This is a genomic window from Methylophaga sp. UBA3192 (assembly GCA_002363955.1).
Lineage (GTDB): Bacteria > Pseudomonadota > Gammaproteobacteria > Nitrosococcales > Methylophagaceae > Methylophaga.
Genome location: DEXE01000006.1, coordinates 652,593 through 671,830, shown reverse-complemented (window position 1 = coordinate 671,830; position 19,238 = coordinate 652,593). Strand labels below are relative to the sequence as shown.

The 19,238-nt window shown below is 46.1% G+C and carries 16 protein-coding genes; 15 read left to right on the top strand and 1 reads right to left on the bottom strand.

The window, feature by feature from the left end; translation table 11 throughout:
* Window positions 1-103: 103 nt before the first annotated feature.
* The 14 genes from speA to B2337_RS10160 all read left to right on the top strand — a co-directional run bounded on the left by speA (window position 104) and on the right by B2337_RS10160 (window position 14,809).
* A complete protein-coding gene (speA, locus tag B2337_RS10225) occupies window positions 104-2,053 on the top strand; it encodes a biosynthetic arginine decarboxylase (RefSeq protein WP_292415222.1) in 1,950 nt (649 codons plus the stop codon).
* A 24-nt stretch (window positions 2,054-2,077) separates the two neighbouring features.
* Window positions 2,078-3,277, top strand: coding sequence for a saccharopine dehydrogenase family protein (locus B2337_RS10220; RefSeq protein WP_292415220.1), 1,200 nt, complete (start codon window positions 2,078-2,080; stop codon window positions 3,275-3,277).
* A gap of 348 nt (window positions 3,278-3,625) precedes the next feature.
* Window positions 3,626-4,792 carry a carboxynorspermidine decarboxylase gene (gene nspC / locus B2337_RS10215; RefSeq protein WP_292415218.1) on the top strand — a complete coding sequence of 389 codons (1,167 nt, stop codon included), beginning with the start codon at window positions 3,626-3,628 and terminating at the stop codon, window positions 4,790-4,792.
* Entirely contained in the window at window positions 4,789-5,673 is an 885-nt protein-coding gene (gene speB / locus B2337_RS10210) for an agmatinase (RefSeq protein WP_292359133.1), read from the top strand. Before nspC ends, speB begins: the two co-directional genes overlap by 4 nt.
* A 275-nt stretch (window positions 5,674-5,948) precedes the next feature.
* Window positions 5,949-6,356 carry a ketosteroid isomerase-related protein gene (locus tag B2337_RS10205; RefSeq protein ID WP_292415216.1) on the top strand — a complete coding sequence of 136 codons (408 nt, stop codon included), beginning with the start codon at window positions 5,949-5,951 and terminating at the stop codon, window positions 6,354-6,356.
* Window positions 6,357-6,440: 84 nt separating this feature from the next.
* Window positions 6,441-7,028 (top strand): GNAT family N-acetyltransferase, encoded by a 588-nt coding sequence (locus B2337_RS10200; RefSeq protein ID WP_292359137.1) that lies wholly within the window; start codon window positions 6,441-6,443, stop codon window positions 7,026-7,028.
* 136 nt (window positions 7,029-7,164) lie between these two features.
* Window positions 7,165-8,040: a carbon-nitrogen hydrolase family protein gene (locus tag B2337_RS10195; RefSeq protein WP_292415214.1), complete on the top strand. Its 876-nt coding sequence runs from the start codon at window positions 7,165-7,167 to the stop codon at window positions 8,038-8,040.
* Window positions 8,041-8,187: 147 nt separating this feature from the next.
* Window positions 8,188-9,270 carry an iron-sulfur cluster carrier protein ApbC gene (apbC, locus tag B2337_RS10190; protein ID WP_292415212.1) on the top strand — a complete coding sequence of 361 codons (1,083 nt, stop codon included), beginning with the start codon at window positions 8,188-8,190 and terminating at the stop codon, window positions 9,268-9,270.
* A gap of 41 nt (window positions 9,271-9,311) precedes the next feature.
* A complete protein-coding gene (gene dcd / locus B2337_RS10185; protein WP_292359142.1) occupies window positions 9,312-9,878 on the top strand; it encodes a dCTP deaminase in 567 nt (188 codons plus the stop codon).
* A gap of 8 nt (window positions 9,879-9,886) precedes the next feature.
* Window positions 9,887-10,924 carry a WD40 repeat domain-containing protein gene (locus B2337_RS10180; RefSeq protein WP_292415211.1) on the top strand — a complete coding sequence of 346 codons (1,038 nt, stop codon included), beginning with the start codon at window positions 9,887-9,889 and terminating at the stop codon, window positions 10,922-10,924.
* Between the two features lie 3 nt (window positions 10,925-10,927).
* Window positions 10,928-11,245: an NGG1p interacting factor NIF3 gene (locus B2337_RS10175; RefSeq protein ID WP_292359145.1), complete on the top strand. Its 318-nt coding sequence runs from the start codon at window positions 10,928-10,930 to the stop codon at window positions 11,243-11,245.
* A gap of 4 nt (window positions 11,246-11,249) precedes the next feature.
* Window positions 11,250-13,901 (top strand): aminopeptidase N, encoded by a 2,652-nt coding sequence (gene pepN / locus B2337_RS10170; protein WP_292415210.1) that lies wholly within the window; start codon window positions 11,250-11,252, stop codon window positions 13,899-13,901.
* Window positions 13,901-14,323: an HIT family protein gene (locus B2337_RS10165; RefSeq protein WP_292415208.1), complete on the top strand. Its 423-nt coding sequence runs from the start codon at window positions 13,901-13,903 to the stop codon at window positions 14,321-14,323. Before pepN ends, B2337_RS10165 begins: the two co-directional genes overlap by 1 nt.
* Before the next feature lie 237 nt (window positions 14,324-14,560).
* A complete protein-coding gene (locus B2337_RS10160) occupies window positions 14,561-14,809 on the top strand; it encodes a DUF2835 domain-containing protein (protein ID WP_292415207.1) in 249 nt (82 codons plus the stop codon).
* A 20-nt stretch (window positions 14,810-14,829) separates the two neighbouring features.
* Here the strand turns inward: B2337_RS10160 and B2337_RS10155 are convergent, their stop codons facing one another.
* Window positions 14,830-15,267 carry an RDD family protein gene (locus B2337_RS10155; RefSeq protein WP_292359153.1) on the bottom strand — a complete coding sequence of 146 codons (438 nt, stop codon included), beginning with the start codon at window positions 15,265-15,267 and terminating at the stop codon, window positions 14,830-14,832.
* An 81-nt stretch (window positions 15,268-15,348) separates the two neighbouring features.
* Here B2337_RS10155 and purL point away from each other — a divergent pair, with 81 nt between their 5' ends.
* Window positions 15,349-19,233: a phosphoribosylformylglycinamidine synthase gene (gene purL / locus B2337_RS10150; RefSeq protein ID WP_292415204.1), complete on the top strand. Its 3,885-nt coding sequence runs from the start codon at window positions 15,349-15,351 to the stop codon at window positions 19,231-19,233.
* Window positions 19,234-19,238 lie beyond the last annotated feature (5 nt).

Genomic DNA, 19,238 nt, shown 5'->3' with positions numbered 1-19,238 from the left:
GATTCGCATCCTTAAGTAGTGATACTGTCATAATATTTTTGCAATTTATCCATAAAATAGTGACAATCCCGCGATTTAACTGAAGCCAAAGGGGGTCATACTGATGACACAAACCCATGCCAATCTTGATACAAACTCACCTGACGTCGCCTCTGATGAATGGAGTGCGCAACATAGCAGTAAGCTTTATGGTGTACGTGATTGGGGTGCGGATTATTTTGATATTTCCGCCGATGGCAATGCGGTTGTCAGTTTGCAATTTGGTGAAAAGACTATCCATGTTCCGTTGATTGATATTGTTAACGGAATGAAAGAGCGCGGTCTGGATATGCCCGCTGTATTACGCATCGAGAACCTGTTGGATCTGCGCATTACTCAGTTAAACGAAGCCTTTGCCCGGGCCATCAAAACCGCAGGTTATAAAAATCACTATCGTGGCGTATTTCCGATCAAGGTGAATCAGCAATGTCACGTTATTGAGGAAATTGCCGATTACGGTCGTCGATATCATCATGGTCTGGAAGCGGGCAGTAAGGCTGAGTTAATCATTGCTATTTCTCAGCTACGTGACCACGACAGTCTGATTATCTGCAATGGCTATAAAGACGAAGAATTTATTGAATTAGGACTGTATGCACGCCAGATGGGCATTCCCTGCTTTTTTGTGTTGGAAACCGCCACTGAACTATCCACCATTTTAGAACGCAGTAAAGCATTGGGTATCGATCCATTAATTGGCTTACGCATACGTTTGGCCTCTACTGTGGAAGGTCATTGGAATGGCGATAGTGGAGATCGTTCGATATTCGGTTTATCTACCAGTGCGCTACTCGAAGTGATTGATCAGCTTAAACAGGCTGATATGCTGCATTGCCTGCAATTACTGCATAGCCACCTAGGTTCACAAATTCCCAATATTCGTAATATTCGTAGTGGTGTGATGGAAGCCTGTCGTTTTTATACCGGTTTAATCGAAGAAGGTGCACCGATGGGATATATGGACCTTGGCGGTGGTTTGGCGGTCGACTACGAAGGTGCACGTTCGAATAGCACGCACAGCATGAACTATGGTCTGGACGAATATTGCTACAACATTATTGAAACGTTACAGGAATGCCTGGATCCCCTTGATATAGAGCATCCTGTGGTTATCACCGAGTCAGGCCGGGCTTTGATCGCTTATTCTTCCATGCTGTTATTTAATGTATTGGAAGTACGTGATCATAAACCAGGAACGATTCCGGAAGTCGCTCCCGCTGATAGCCCGGACATGCTGGTGAATCTCTATGCCGTGCTGGGCAATGTAAAACTGCAGAACCTGCAGGAGTGCTACAACGATGCCATTTATTATCGTGATGAATTACGTGAGTTATTCCATCACGGTCAGGCCACTTTACGTGAACGTGCTTTAGCTGAGAATGTTTCATTAGCCATTCTGGAAAAAATCTCGGAACTACTGCCTCAGGCACGCCGGGTTTCTGCGGAGTTGGAAAGCCTGCCGGAATTATTGTCCGATATTTATTACGGTAATTTCAGTCTGTTTCAATCATTACCGGATATCTGGGCAATCGATCAGATTTTCCCCATCATGCCAATTCATCGTTTGAATGAAAGACCGACTCGTGCCGCGGTCATTGCCGATATGACATGCGACTGTGATGGCAAAATTGATTCGTTTTCTTACGAAGACGGGATTCGCAAAACGTTGCCTTTACATCCGCTAATTGAGGGTGAGGAATATTATCTGAGCGTATTTCTGGTGGGTGCTTATCAGGAAACCCTCGGTGATTTGCATAACCTGTTTGGTGATACCAACGTGGTCAGTGTGCACATTAATGAAGATGGCAGCTTTGATTTCGTTCGTGAGTTCCATGGCGACAGCATTGCCGATGTGCTCAGCTACGTGGAGTACGATCCCAAAGTGATGCAGGAACAGTTCCGTAAGCTGGCAGAACAAGCTGTGCGGGATGGCAAGATTTCAGTACCAATGCGTCAACAAATGTTACGTGCCTTCAGCGATAGCATGAATGGCTATACCTTCTTTGAAAGATAACTGCAGATTTATAAGGATTCAGCAATGTCAAAAGTGATCATTATTGGCGCCGGTGGTGTTGGCGGCGTCGTTACCCATAAATGTGCTCAATTACCGGAAATTTTTTCAGAGATTATTCTGGCCAGCCGTAATGAAGACAAATGCAAAGCTATCGCTGCTCAGCTGGATAGACCCATCCGTACTGCCAAGGTCGATGCCGACAATGTGCCTGAGCTGACCGCTTTACTGGAAAAGGAAAAACCGGATCTGGTCATCAACGTAGCGTTACCTTATCAGGACTTGCACATCATGGATGCCTGTCTGAACGCTGGTGTCGATTATCTGGATACAGCTAACTACGAACCTTTAGATACTGCCAAGTTTGAATACAGCTGGCAGTGGGCTTATCGTGAAAAATTCGAAAATGCCGGTTTGATGGCATTGCTCGGCAGCGGTTTTGATCCCGGTGCCACCAACGTCTTTACTGCCTACCTTGCCAAGCATTATTTCGATGAAATCCATGAGCTGGATATCATTGATGTCAATGGTGGTGATCACGGTTATCCGTTTGCCACTAACTTCAATCCGGAAATTAATATCCGTGAAGTTACCGCAGAATGCCGTCATTGGGAAAATGGTGAGTTTGTCACCACGCCTGCCATGTCGAAAAAAGCCAGCTTTACCTGTCCGGAAGAGGTTGGTAACTACAATATTTATCGTATGTACCATGAAGAGCTGGAATCACTGGTAGTGAATTTCCCGACTTTGAAACGTGCCCAGTTCTGGATGAGTTTTGGTGACAGTTATCTGAAACATCTGGAAGTGCTGGGTAATGTTGGTATGACCGGCATTGAGCCAATTGACTATAACGGTCAGCAGATTGTGCCGATTCAGTTCCTCAAAGCATTGTTACCTGACCCTTCAACACTTGGCCCACGTACCAAAGGTAAAACCTGTATCGGTTGTGTGGTGAAAGGCGTTAAGGATGGTAAACAGAAAATTGTTTATCTCTACCAAATCAAAGACCATCAGGATTGCTACGCTGAAGTTCAGTCGCAGGCGATTTCCTATACCACCGGTGTACCAGCCATGATTGGTGCCAAAATGATGCTGGAAGGCAAATGGAAGAAACCGGGTGTCTGGAACATCGAACAGTTTGATCCGGATCCGTTTATGGAAGATATGAATAAATACGGATTGCCGTGGGAAGTGATTGAATTGGATAATTTCAATCTTGACGATTGACCTTTATAAAGCCAGAAAAAATTAACCACAGAGACACAGAGGGCACTGAGGAAAAAAATATACATCCGCAGATTACGCAGATGGACGCAGATTTCTAATTTTAAGAGAAATGTAGGTTGGGTTGAGCCTGCGAAACCCAACACCATCTATTCTTCTGCGTCTTGTTGGGTTTAATAAATTCAACCCAGCCTACACCTTGTTAAAAAACGTAGGTAGGGTTAGCGTAGCGTAACCCGGCAAAAATAATCTGCGAGAATCTGCGGATAAAAACTCTGTGCTCTCTGTGCCTCTGTGGTTAATAAGTGTTAATAATATAAATTAACTATCATTTTCAGGTGTTTGAAAATAATGCAATTTACTGATTTTACCAAGCTGGATTTATCTCGATTGCCGTCTCCTTGTTTTGTGGTGGACGAGGTGGCTGTTGAGCGTAATTTACGCATTTTGAATCACGTTCAAACGGCCAGTGGTGCCAAAGTTCTGGCTGCTTTGAAAGCATTTTCAATGTGGTCTTTAGCGCCGTTGACGGCCAAATATCTGAGTGGCACTTGTGCCAGTGGTTTGCATGAAGCGCGACTGGGTTTTGAAGAATACGGTGGCGAAGTGCATGTGTTTGCAGCAGCTTTCAGCCAGCAGGATATTGATGAACTGCTGACTTTTGCCCATCACATTGTGTTTAATTCCTGCGGGCAGTGGCTGCGGTTTCGTGAACAGTGCCTGACAATGCAAAAACAACGTCCTGAATTGCATTTTGGTTTACGTATCAATCCGGAGCATTCAGAAGGTGCAGTACCGATTTACGATCCGTGTGCACCCGGTTCACGTTTAGGCATTCCGTTATCACAGCTGGATGAAACGGCTTTGGATGGCATTTCCGGCCTGCATTTTCATACTTTGTGTGAGCAGGGATTTGAACCATTGCAACGTACAGTAAAAGCGATGGAAGCCAAATTCGGTCATTTGCTGCCACAAATGCAATGGGTAAATTTTGGCGGTGGTCATCATATTACGGCGGATGGCTACAATATTGATGGTTTAATCCAATTAATTCAGGATTTTAAACAACGGCATCAGGTCGAAGTGTATCTGGAGCCGGGTGAGGCTGTTGCTATTGGTACCGGTATTTTGAGTTGTGAAGTACTGGATATCAGCTGGAATCATCTGGATCAGGCTATTCTCGATACTTCGGCTACCTGTCATATGCCCGATACATTGGAAATGCCTTATCGTCCGGATATTACCGGTGCCGGTTTGCCTGATGAGAAGTCCCATACTTATCGGCTGGGCGGTTTAACCTGTCTGGCGGGTGATGTTATTGGGGATTACAGTTTTGAAAAGCCATTGGAAATTGGTCAACGTCTGGTATTTGAAGATATGAGCCATTACACCATGGTCAAAACCACGACGTTTAATGGCACCAAATTGCCATCTTTGGCTATCTGGAATTCCGAAACCGATGATTTACGTGTAGTCAAAAGTTTTGGCTACAGTGATTTTAAAGAGCGACTGTCATGACAGCAGAATTAAACGAAGAATTTCCGATTTTCCTGGGATCTGAGATTGATCAGGCTGATCCTAAACAGGCGATGTTTCATGTTTTGCCTGTCCCCTATGAAAAATCAGTTTCCTATGGTGGCGGTACAGCGAAGGGACCCTCCACTATCTTGAATGCCTCATGGCAGCTGGAAAAATGGGATGGTAAAAGCAATCCATGTGATTTGGGCATTTACACCTGCCCGCCAGTAGACTGCAGCGTAAATTCTCAACAGGTGATTGATAATATTGCCAATGCCACTGCTGAAATCATCCGTAATGGCGGTATTCCCGTCGTGTTAGGCGGTGAACATACTGTCACCTACGGCGTCATCAAAGGCTTGAAGGATGCAGGGATTGAAGATTTCGGCATTGTTCAGATCGATGCCCATGCCGATCTGCGTCATGCCTATGAAGGCGATATTTTGAGCCATGCTTCGGTAATGAAACGTGCAGTGGATATGGGTATTCCGTTATACCAGCTGGGAATTCGTGCCTTTTGTGAAGAAGAAATGCAGGTACGGGAAGAGTTTGGCGTGTATTACCAGGATGCCGATGAACTGGTTCCCAATAATATCAACAGCATTACCTTACCTGATGATTTTCCGCAAAAAGTGTTTTTTACAGTCGATATTGACGGCATGGATCCCAGTGTATTTCCATCAACAGGCACACCGGTACCAGGCGGCCTGAGCTGGTACCAGACATTGAATCTGTTTGAATCGGTCGCCAAACAACGTGAAATTATCGGTTTTGATGTAATGGAATTCGCGCCGATTGAAGGCTTTCATGCCTATGACTTCGCCGCATCAATGCTGACTTACAAGTTGATGGGGATTACTGCTCGTAGTCGTCAAAGCTGATTTTTGAAAGTAACCACAGAGACACAGAGGGCACAGAGGTTTTTTTGAGTTATCCGCAGATTTTCGCAGATTATTTTTGTCGGGTTACGCTACGCTAACCCGACCTACGATCCTGTTAAAAATTATAAATCTGCGTCCATCTGCGTAATCTGCGGATCTATTTTCTTTTATCTCTGTGCCCTCTGTGTCTCTGTGGTTAATTAGTCGTTTCTGCTTTTCTTTGAAGCGTTTACACGTTAAAATTCGCGGTTTTTTTACTCTCTGGGATCTGCAACATGAGCCAAGCTACAATCACATTGCTGCAAAACTACTACGATGCGTTCAACCGTCAGGATATGGATGCGTTTTTAAATATGCTGACTGATGACGTTATTCATGATGTTAACCAGGCTGGACGTGAAGTTGGTAAAGAAAAATTCTCTGCATTTATGGACCGCATGAATGCACATTACAAAGAACAAATCGTTGATATTTCCATCACCACTAACGAAGCCGGTGACCGCGCTGCTGTTGAATTCACCGTATTAGGTGAATACCTGAGCACCGATGAAGGTTTACCGGAAGCAAACGGTCAGAAATACAATCTGCCAGCGGGTGCGTTTTTTGTGATTCGTGATGGCAAAGTGGCTCGTATCACCAACTACTACAACCTGGAAGACTGGGTGAAACAAGTCGTCGGTTAAACTGCAGGACAATCAGCCAGGCTGGAATGTATTTTCCAGTCTGGCTTTTTTATATGCCTTTCCATTGCACGGATTGAAATAACTATGCTGGAATTGAAACGTTTATCAGGTGAAGCCCTGAATCAATTTATTCCTGAACTGGCCAGATTGCGTATTCAGGTTTTCCGTGATTTTCCTTATCTCTATGATGGGGACCCGGATTACGAGGCTCGCTACCTGCAAACCTATATCGAAGCGCCTGACAGCGTGATTGTTTTAGCCTTTGATGGTGATAAGGTCGTCGGTGCATCGACCGGCATTCCGCTTAAATATGAAACAGATGACGTCAAAGCGCCGTTTATCAACGCGGGTATTGATGTCGATAGCGTATTTTATTGCGGTGAGTCGGTGTTGTTATCACAATATCGCGGGCAGGGTGCTGGTGTAGCGTTTTTTGATCATCGTGAACAGCATGCACGTGAACTAGGCGGTTATGAATACAGCTGTTTTTGCGGTGTTCAACGACCAGACGATCATCCGCGCCGTCCGGCAGGTTTCAGACCGCTGGATAATTTCTGGCGTAAGCGTGGTTATGAAAAACATCCTGAGCTGCACACCACCTTTAGCTGGAAAGAACTGGATGAAGCGAATGAGTCGCCCAAGCCAATGACTTTCTGGATGAAGAAACTCTAGCAAAGATCTGTTTTCTTAATATCCGTTCGCTTGTGTAGCGAAAGTAATTTTTACAAATAGTTTTTTTTGGCATTGAAATAAGGCTGAAATGCCCAATCTTTAATGTCCCGTTAACGATTTCCCGAGTTTGGTGTCAATGAGCAAAGTTAAAGTCGCTGCAGCACAGTACGATATCGGTTTTTTCAAGGACTGGTCGCAATTCACTGATAAATTGACTCAGTGGGTGGCTGAAGCCGTTGAAGAAAAGGCCAAACTGCTGGTGTTTCCGGAATATGGCAGCATGGAACTGGCTTCGTTATTTGGTGAAGCTATTTATACCGATCTCGGTAAGCAGTTACATTCGATGCAGGATGTGTATGCGGACTGGCAGGATCTGCATCATCAACTCAGCAAACAATACGATGTCATGATGCTGGCCAGTACGTTTCCGGTCCTGCAGGAAGATGGCACATTTCGTAACCGTGCGAATCTCTATGCACCGGATGGGCTGATTGGTTTTCAGGATAAGTTGATCATGACCCGCTTTGAAAATGAGCAATGGTTAATTCATCCAGGCCAACAGATTAAAGTGCTGGATACGGATGTCGGGCGTATTGGTATCAGTATTTGCTATGACATTGAATTTCCCATGATCGCCTATCAACAAGTCAAGGCCGGAGCGGATTTAATTCTGGCACCAAGTTGCACCGATACCCAGGCCGGTTTTCATCGTGTACGGATTGGCTGTCAGGCACGTGCATTGGAAAATCAATGCTATGTTGTGCAGTCGCCTACGTTTGGTGAAGCTCGCTGGTCAGAAGCTGTTGATGTGAATACCGGGCGTGCCAGCATTTATACACCGGTGGATTATGGTTTTACCGATAATGGCATATTGATTGAAGGCGTGGCTGACAAGCCGGGTTGGGTCTGTGCTGATCTGGATTTGACAGAAATTGCCCGCGTTCGTGAGGAAGGTCAGGTCTTTAATTACCGGGATTGGCCTTTACAACACACATTATCCGGACCTGAGTAAATTCGTTAAACACTTTAAACACCGCTGTTATAGCGGTGTTTTTCTCTGTATCAGCCAATAGCCCTGCAAGCAGTGTGGATGCAGCCAGTTTTGGCAGGGTATAAAATATTGAATCTAATTTAGCTTTGAAATATACAGGAGTCATGCATGACTAGCCCCGCGCAAATTGAGGAAATCGTCAAAAACTATCAGGATCCATCAACGCTGATAACGTTGGGCGAGACTCGTGCCACGGTTAAGGTTGTGCAGGATCACAATCAAACGCAGGTTGATGTGATTCTGGGCTACCCAGTCAAGGGTTATTCGGCTGAACTGGCCCAGAACTTAAAGCAATTAATTGAAGCTGATGGCGCAACCAATGTCAGCGTCAATATCACTACTAAAATCGTAAAGCATAAAGTACAGCAAGGCGTTCCGGCGCTGGAAAATGTCAAAAACATTATTGCCGTGGCCTCGGGTAAAGGTGGCGTAGGTAAATCTACCACTTCAGTTAATCTGGCATTGGCTCTGGCCGCTGAAGGCGCAACCGTGGGGATTTTGGATGCCGATATCTATGGCCCCAGCCAGCCACGCATGCTGGGCACTACGCAACGTCCGGAATCAGTGGATGGCAAATCGATTGAACCCATTGAAAGCTATGGCATTCAAAGTATGTCGATTGGCTTTTTAATCGATGAAGAAGAACCGATGATCTGGCGTGGTCCGATGGTGACGCAAGCCTTGCAACAAATGCTGGGCGACACTAATTGGAAATCACTGGATTATCTGGTCATTGATTTACCACCGGGTACGGGCGATATTCAGTTGACGCTGTCACAGAAAGTACCGGTCAGTGGTGCAGTTATTGTCACCACACCACAGGATATTTCCTTGCTCGATGCCCGTAAGGCATTGAAAATGTTTGAAAAGGTCAAGGTCCCGGTATTGGGTGTTATTGAAAACATGAGTACCCATATCTGCAGCCAATGCGGTCATGAAGAACATATTTTTGGTGCCGGTGGTGGACAATCAATGGCGGAACAATATGGTGTGAATATGCTGGGCAGCCTGCCATTGGATATTCATATCCGGGAAGATGCTGATAATGGGCAACCGACGGTGGTAAAAGATCCGGATGGAGATATTGCTCTGGCTTATCGAGTTATAGCCCGTCGTATTGCAGCCAACCTGGCCATGCAGGGTAAAAATTATGCAGCGGCCTTCCCGAATATAGTTATCAAGAACGACTAATCAGGCTATCATCAACATCTTTTGGGCTTTATTGACGGACTATGAGCATAAAATCAGATAAATGGATCCGCCGCATGGCAGAACAGCACGGCATGATTTCGCCGTTCGAACCGGGCCAGGTGCGTGAACGTGAAGGACAGCGCATTATTTCCTATGGCACTTCCAGCTACGGATATGATGTACGCTGTTCCACTGAGTTTAAAATCTTTACCAATATCAATTCAGCGATTGTCGACCCGAAGAATTTTGATGCCAGCAGTTTTGTGGATATCAACTCCGATGTCTGTATCATTCCGCCAAATTCATTTGCGCTGGCCCGCACCATCGAATCGTTTAAAATTCCGCGTAATGTGTTAACCATTTGTTTGGGCAAATCGACCTACGCGAGATGTGGCATTATTGTGAATGTCACGCCGTTAGAGCCTGAATGGGAAGGGCAGGTCACGCTGGAATTTTCCAACACCACGCCATTGCCAGCAAAAATCTATGCTCATGAAGGCGTTGCACAAATGCTGTTCTTCGAGTCTGATGAAATCTGTGAGACCTCCTATGCTGATCGGGCTGGTAAGTACCAGGGTCAGCAGGGTGTGACTCTGCCTAAATCCTGATTACGATTATGTCCGTGCGTAGTATCAGCAGATTCATTTTCCCGGGGCTGCTGCTATTGCTTGGCGGCTGTGAAGATCGACCACAACAGTCTTATGAGTGGCAACATAGTGATGGCAGTTACGCCGCTGTTTTTTCCGCGGATGGAAAATTTCTCTTATCGGCTGATGTAGATGCGGCTGCCAGACTCTGGGATCTGCAAACCAATCAGGTGAAGTACAGCTGGCAAAGTGAGGCTAAGGAGACAGTTCGTAGCACTTCCGTGGCTTTGGCAAAATCCAGTTCGCTCGCTGCAACGGTGGAGTTTGATACGGTTATGTTATGGAATACGGCGAATGGTATGCCGGAAAACAGACTGACCTTCCCGCTCAGAATTAAAGCGTTGGATATCTCTGCTGATGGTCGTTATTTATTACTGGCTTTGGCTGATAGCACGGCCGTTTATTTTGATATAGACGCCAATCGGGTACGTTATGTGTTTGAACATGATGGTGCCGCAGTCGATTCCCCTGTGAAGCATCCCATTAACACTGTGGCCATCTCCCCGGATGGTAAAACGGCTTTAACCGGTGGTGATGATCGTACGGCCAGGTTATGGGATCTGCAGAGCGGTGAACAGTTACAAAACTGGGTGCATAGTAATACTGTAAATCTGGTGAAGTATGATCCGCAAAGCCGATATGTATTTACTGCCGCGGATAATGGGCATGCTTATCTCTGGTCATTGGCAGATGGCCGTCTGCAATCACAATTGCGCAGTTCTTCATGGCCTAAATCAATGCCGGTTCCGGACTTTCCGGTTTTTACCACCACCACAACCGCCGTCAACTTTTCACAGGATGGCATGCTCCTGGTGACCGGTCATGCAGCAGAACGACTTTGTGTCTGGCAACTACCTCAAGGTGATAAATTACGTTGCTGGAAAGTGACCAGACAAAATCCGCTTAATCCCGGAATGGTCATACAGGCGGTGTCGTTTATTGCTAATGACAGTGCTGTATTAAGCATTGCCGGTACGGGTGAGGCGCAACAATGGCAGTGGAGGTAACACATGTACAAGCTGGTATTTTTTGTTCCGGAAACCCATAAAGAACTGGTTAAAGAAGCCATTTTTAATGCGGGTGCCGGACATTTTGACGGTTATGACTGCTGCAGCTGGGAAACACAGGGAATGGGACAGTTTCGCCCACTGGCAGGGAGTCAGCCATTTATCGGTGAAAGTGGAAAAGTTGAACAGGTAAATGAATACCGGGTTGAAACGATTTGTTCGAACGACACTATCAAAGCGGTTGTCTCAGCTTTGAAACTTGCACACCCATACGAAGAGCCTGCTTATCAGTACTGGCCAGTAAATCAAGAGGAATTTTAATTTAATGAACGCACCTGCGTCCCCAAAAACGATTCGTCTAGCGGATTATACGGTTCCATCCTACCTCGTTGACAATGTTGATCTGCAATTTGAGCTGGATGCTTCCACAACGCGCGTTATCAGCATTCTCAGTATGCGTCGTAATCCAAAAGGTCCAGGTGAGGACTGTGTGTTGAATGGTGAGCATCTTGAGCTGGTCAGTATCAAACTTGATGGCCGTTTATTAACTGCCGCTGAATTTCAACGTTCCAGTACGCAACTGATTCTGCCGCAATTACCGGAAAAATTTCAGCTGGAAATTGTGACTGAAATTCATCCAGATCAAAACACGGCTTTAGAAGGTTTATATCACTCTGGTGCGTTGGTATGCACCCAATGTGAGGCTGAGGGATTTCGGCGCATTACTTATTACCCGGATCGTCCTGATGTCATGGCGGTCTTTACGGTCACCATCACAGCCGATAAACAGCAATGGCCGATTCTGTTATCCAATGGCAATTTGCAGGAGCAGGGCGATCTGGAAGATGGACGTCATTGGGTACGCTGGCATGATCCACACCCTAAACCCTGTTATCTGTTTGCTTTGGTGGCCGGTGATTTATATATGCAACAGGATAAATTCACCACAGCAAGTGGTCGTGAAGTTACCTTGCAGATATATGTAGATAAAGAAAATCACGATAAATGTGACCATGCTTTAATGTCTTTAAAGCAATCCATGCGCTGGGATGAAGACAGCTACGGGCGTGAATACGATCTCGATGTATTCATGATTGTTGCCGTCAATGATTTCAATATGGGCGCCATGGAAAACAAAGGGTTGAATATCTTTAATGCGGCCTGTGTTCTGGCCAGCCCGAAAACAGCCACTGATAACGATTTCTATACCATTCAAAGCATTGTAGGGCATGAATATTTTCACAACTGGTCAGGTAACCGTGTGACTTGCCGTGACTGGTTTCAGTTAAGCCTGAAAGAAGGCTTTACGGTAATGCGTGATCAGTCATTCAGTGCCGATTTGAATTCTGCTGCAGTGCAACGTATTGATGATGTTGATCAGCTGCGAAGCCTGCAGTTTGCCGAAGATGCCGGCCCGATGGCCCATCCAGTGCGTCCCGATAGTTATATCGAGATCAGTAACTTTTATACCGTCACTATTTATGAAAAAGGCGCCGAAGTCGTGCGCATGATCAAAACCCTGGTTGGCGATGAAGGTTTCCGCAAGGGCACCGATTTATATTTTGACCGTCATGATGGTCAGGCAGTAACCACCGATGATTTTGTCAAAGCCATCGAAGATGCCAATCATATCGATTTAACGCAGTTCAAACGCTGGTATACCCAGGCGGGAACACCTGAAATTACGGCCACCTGTTCTTATGATGAGCGCAGCAAGATTTTTGAGCTCACCTTGTACCAGACGTGTCCTGCGACGCCGGGACAATCCGAAAAACAACCGTTTCTGATTCCGGTGGCGATGGGGTTATTGGATTCACAAGGTAATAGCCTGCCATTGCAATTGATTGATGAATCAGAGGCTTACACCTCTGATACCCGGGTATTGGAATTACGCGAAACTGAACAGAAATTTCAGTTTATCGGTGTAAAGCAAAAACCTGTTGTGTCATTACTTCGCGGCTTTTCGGCACCAGTGAAATTATCCATTGAACGAGATAATGAAGAGCTGGCGTTTCTGATGGCACATGAGAAAGACAGCTTTAACCGCTGGGATGCCGGACAAAGCCTGTTTATTCAAATCATGCTGTCCTTAATCAACGACTTCCAACAGAACAAAACCCTGAATCTGCCGGAAATTTTGCTGACACAGTGTGCTGCTGTACTGGAAGATCCTTCAGCAGATCCTGCGCTGGTTGCACGAATGCTGACCTTGCCTTCAGAAAATTATCTGGCGGCGCAAATGACAGTAGCCGATGTTGATGCAATCCATCAGGTACGTGATTTTGTAAAACGCACTTTGGCGATGCAGCTTAAAGCACAGTTTGATGCGTTATATCAGCAACATAATCTGCCAAACATACCGTATCAGTTCAATTCAGAACATATGGGACGCCGCAGTCTGAAAAATATGTGTTTGGGATATCTGATGGCAACCGGTGACCCGATGCAGACACAACGTTGTCTGAAACAGATGAAACAGGCAGACAATATGACCGACACCTTATCGGGTTTACGCTTGATGGTCGATCAGCCCGGTAGCGAACGTGAACATGCCTTACGCGCATTTTATGAACAATGGCAGCATGATCGTCAGGTGGTTGATAAATGGTTGACGGTACAGGCTTTATCCAACCTGCCTGATACCTTGATCCGCATTAAAGGTTTGATGAAACATCCTGCATTCAGTATTAAAAATCCGAATAATGTGCGGGCATTGATTGGACAGTTCTGCCGGAATAATCCAGCAGGATTTCATGCAATAGATGGCAGTGGGTATCGTTTTCTGGCTGAACAGATTTTGCTATTGGATAAGATAAATCCACAGGTTGCCTCCAGACAATTAGGCGCATTTAATTCCTGGCGTCGTTATGATGCCAAACGCCAGCAAATGATGCGTGATGCTTTGCAAAATATTGCACAACAACAGGATCTCTCATCCGATGTCTATGAGATCGTCAATAAATATCTGGCGGATTAATGAAATTTGAATTACATCCTCAGCTAGCGGCTGACACCTTTGTGGTCGGAGATTTACCTCTTTGCCGTGTATTGTTAATGAATGATGCCAGGTATCCCTGGGTGATTCTGGTGCCACGTCGCATGGATGTCAGTGAAGTTTATGATTTATCAATGCAGGATCAGCAATTATTGTGGCAGGAGTCAGCATTAGTTGCTGAAAAACTGATGAAATTGACTCAGGCCGATAAAATGAATATTGCGGCATTGGGAAACGTGGTTCCACAGTTACATATGCATCATGTGGCTCGCTTTAAAACCGATGCAGTCTGGCCAAAACCGATTTGGGGTCAGGGCAATGCCAAGCCATACACTGACGCAGAAAAGCAAATGATGCTACGCAACATTAGTGAAATGTTCAGAGGGTTTCTGGTAAGGGTCTGATGATTTTTCATAACCGCCACTGCTGGAAGCTATTTTTTCGTCCAACAAGGCGGAAATGATGAGGTGTAGTTATTCTACATAAGTTATTTCCAACGCAGTTGGGCGGGAAAATAGCTCTAGCCCTTCGGGTTGAGGCTGAAAATGCACCACTCTTCGTTGCTCGTTGTTTATTTAGAATAACTAAACTGCTCTCCTCGCGCCTTGATTGGTGCATTTTCAGTCACAACAGAGGTGGCTATGAAAGATCAACAGACCCTAAAGGACAAAGCCTTAACGTTTAGACTTCATGTCGATAAAGAAGAGGCAATGCGCTATTATCGAGGCGAAGCCTCTGCCGTTGTTGCTATAGCCGATTCGGGACAGTCGTTGCAGTTTCCTGCTTTACATGTGCGTCGTTTCATTACCCAACACGGAATTCATGGCCGTTTTAGAATCCGTTTTGATGACAATCACAAACTGCTGAATCTAGAACGTATCTCCGATTGATGGCTAATCAGTTATAGAATTTATTGCTTTTTCGGGCTGTAGATAAGGTAGCTACCAGAAGCAATGTCAGGCCAGCTGAGTTTGTCCGGGCTAATCCATAGCCACCAGTATCCCAATCCTAATGGCAGCCATGAAAATATGCCAACAACAAATCTCAGAAATGCTTGCTGCCAGTTGATCCCGGTATTATTGCCGCTGATGAGATAAACCCGCCATGCACGCATACCAAGCGTTTGTCCGCCATGGGTCCAGAACCAGCCATAAAAAATAAATGCCACGCCCAGCAGATAGACAAAAAAGAATGGATTATTGGCACCGATTGCTTCACCTCCATTAAAGGCTACGGCTACCGCTGCGGCAACTAATAATACTGAGACTAACAGCATGCTGTCATAAAGCATCACCCCCAATAGTCTGAAAAGGCCGGGTTTATGCGATGTTGATATATTTTCGGTCATGACAAAAGCTCAATTTTATTGGGCGAATTCGGGCGTATAAAGTATCATTATCGCTTTAATTATCTGTGAATTGGGTTTCAAATGCTGCAATTGGTTGGCCGTCCGGCTTTCTCTGCTTTCCGAATTGAAAAATTGCTCCGCGCCATCCGCGCAGAAGTCACCACGGTAAGCGCATTAAGAAGTGAATATCAGTATTTCGCTGAACTGGAAGGTGACGGTCAACTTAGCGAAGCTGATATTGCCACACTCAGCGAAATGCTTGAAGCAAGCAAGGGTAATAGCAAAGTACAGGATCAGGAAAACCTGTTTTTAATTACACCACGTCCCGGCACTATCTCACCGTGGTCCAGTAAAGCGACGGACATTGTGCATAACAGCGGTTTGACCGATATCGTTCGGGTTGAGCGCGGTATTGCATTTTATGTCAGCAGTAAAGCGACCTTAACCAGCGAACAGCGCTCGATTATTGCCGCGAAGCTGCACGATCGCATGATCGAAACTGTGTTTGATAATGAAGATGATGCTGAGCAATTGTTCATGCATACAGCTCCCAGACCCTTATTGTCTGTTGATATCCTCAATGGTGGCCGTCAGGCATTGGTTGCAGCCAATCAAAATCTGGGCCTGGCCCTGGCTGACGATGAAATTGATTACCTGTTTGAAAATTTCACTGCCCTTAATCGCAATCCAAATGACATTGAACTTATGATGTTTGCTCAGGCCAACTCTGAGCATTGCCGTCATAAAATTTTCAAGGCCGACTGGGTTATTGATGGCAAAACGCAGGATCGCAGCCTGTTCGATATGATTCGTTATACCCACGAGCAACACCCAGAAGGTGTTGTGAAAGCTTATAACGATAATTCATCAGTTATCGAAGGCCCGCGCAGTCATCGTTTTCAGGTGGATATGAAAGACAATCACTACTGCTACGAAGGTGAGCAGCAGCATATCCTGATGAAAGTGGAAACCCATAATCATCCAACCGCTATTTCACCCTTTCCGGGTGCAGCAACCGGTGCCGGTGGCGAGATTCGTGATGAAGGCGCTACAGGTCGTGGTTCCAAACCTAAAGCAGGTTTAACTGGATTTTCGGTTTCTAATTTACAAATCCCCGGTTTTGAACAACCTTGGGAAACCGATTACGGCAAACCTGCCCGTATCGCTTCAGCGCTGCAGATCATGGTTGATGGTCCATTAGGCGGCGCAGCATTTAACAATGAATTTGGCCGTCCTAATCTTTGTGGGTATTTCCGTACTTATGAAGCCAAAGTTCCGTCGGATAATGGTTTTGAAGTACGTGGTTATCACAAACCAATTATGGTAGCCGGTGGCTTGGGTAGTATTCGACCTCAGCATGTTGAAAAACACATTATGCAACCTGGCACCCAGCTGATCGTGCTTGGTGGTCCGGCGATGCTGATTGGTCTGGGTGGCGGTGCCGCTTCATCTGTTGCTTCCGGTACCAGTGAAGAAGGTCTTGATTTTGCTTCAGTACAACGGGGCAATCCGGAAATGGAACGTCGATGTCAGGAAGTCATAGATCGCTGTGTGGCGTTAAATGACAAAAACCCGATTGTTTCGATTCATGATGTGGGGGCGGGTGGTTTATCCAATGCCTTTCCTGAACTGGTAGATGACAGTGGCCGTGGTGGGCGTTTTGAGCTGCGGGTGATTCCCAACGATGAACCGGGTATGTCACCGATGGAAATCTGGTGTAACGAGTCACAGGAACGTTATGTGCTGGGTGTAAATCCAGAAGATGTTGAGTTATTCCAGGCGATTTGTGAGCGTGAGCGTTGCCCGTGGGCTATCGTTGGTGAAACCACAGAAGACCAGCATTTATTGCTCGGTGATGCGCAATTTGAAAATCATCCGATTGATATGCCGTTATCGCTGTTGTTAGGCAAACCACCCAAAATGCTGCGTGATGTTAAACATCACAGCAAACCCAAACCCGAACTGGATTTGAGCGGTATTACCGTTAGCGATGCCTTGGAAAGGGTCTTAAAACTACCGACAGTGGCCAGTAAAAACTTCCTGATTACCATTGGTGATCGCAGCATTACCGGTCTGGTTGCCCGTGATCAGATGGTGGGTCCATGGCAGGTTCCAGTGGCTGACTGTGCCGTTACATTGGCCGATCATCATGGCTTGCTGGGCGAAGCCATGTCGATGGGTGAACGTACGCCTTTAGCGGTGATTGATGCACCGGCATCGGGTCGTATGGCAATTGGTGAAGCGTTAACCAATATCGCTGCCGCCGATATTGAGAAAATCAGTGATGTCAAACTGTCAGCAAACTGGATGGCTGCCTGCGGTCATAGTGGTGAAGATGCACTTCTGTATGACACCGTCAAAGCCGTCGGTATGGAGTTGTGTCCACAATTAGGCATTGCGATTCCAGTGGGTAAAGATTCGCTATCGATGAAAACTGTCTGGGAAGATCGTGGTGAAACCAAAGCAGTTACTTCGCCACTATCACTGATTATTAGTGCTTTCGCGCCAGTGACAGATGCAAGCAAAACGCTTACTCCTCAATTACGTACCGATTTAGGTGAGACCCAGTTAATTTATTTGGATCTTGGACATGGTCATAACCGTTTGGCGACCTCTGCATTAGCTCAGGTATACAACCAGGTTGGTCATCGTGGTCCGGATGTCGATGATGCACGCAATCTGAAAAACTTCTTTGCGGCAATGCAACAGCTGAAACAGGATGCCTTGGTATTGGCTTATCACGATCGTAGTGACGGTGGCCTTATTACCACGTTGTGTGAAATGGCGTTTGCCGGTCATTGCGGTCTGAATATCCGCATTGATGGCTTAGGTGACACTTTGCCTGTGTTGTTTAACGAAGAACTGGGGGCGGTGATTCAGATTAGGGCCGAACATCGGGATGCTGTCTTAGAAGTCCTGCAACAGTTTGAGCTCAGCAAACATAGCCATCTGATTGGCGAAGTAACAGCAGAACAAACGATCCAAGTCAGTGTTAATGGTGAGCAGGTATTAAACCAGTCTCGTCATGTATTACAAAAATTCTGGTCGGAAACCAGTTACCGCATGCAGGCTTTGCGTGACAATCCAGACTGCGCCGGGCAGGAATATGCGGCATTGGATGATGCGCAGGATCCCGGTTTGCATGCCAGACTGAGTTTTGATTTGAAAGAACAAGTGGCAGCTCCCTTTATTATCAGTGGTCATCGTCCAAAAATGGCGATACTGCGAGAGCAAGGGGTAAACGGACAAATGGAAATGGCCGCAGCGTTTGACCATGCCGGCTTTACTGCTGTTGATATACACATGAGTGATATTGTGGAAGGCCGCGTTTCCCTGGCTGATTTCAAAGGTCTGGTTGCCTGCGGTGGTTTCTCTTACGGTGACGTATTGGGTGCAGGGCGTGGCTGGGCCAGTACGGTGTTGCATAATGCCCGGGCTCGCGATGAGTTTGCGGCATTTTTTGCCCGTGAAGATACCTTCTCTCTTGGCGTATGTAATGGCTGTCAAATGCTGTCACAACTCAAATCACTGATTCCTGGCAGTGAACATTGGCCGCGTTTCAGCCGCAACCTTTCTGAACAGTTTGAAGCACGCTTCTCATTGGTTGAAATCACTGAGTCACCATCAATCCTGTTACAGGGTATGGCGGGTTCTGTCATGCCCATCGCCGTAGCACATGGTGAAGGTCGCATTGATTTCTCTGAAGGTGGCAGCATGAATGATGCCCTGGTGGCAATGCGTTTTGTCGATCATTATGGTCAGGCGACCGAGCGTTATCCATTTAATCCAAATGGTTCTGAAAATGGCCATACCGGTTTTACCACAACAGATGGTCGTGTCACTATTATGATGCCGCATCCGGAACGAGTAATTCGTAGCGTTCAGCATTCATGGCATCCAGATGACTGGGGCAAAGATGCTCCCTGGTTACGGGTTTTCCATAATGCACGCCGATGGATAGGCTAAGTCAT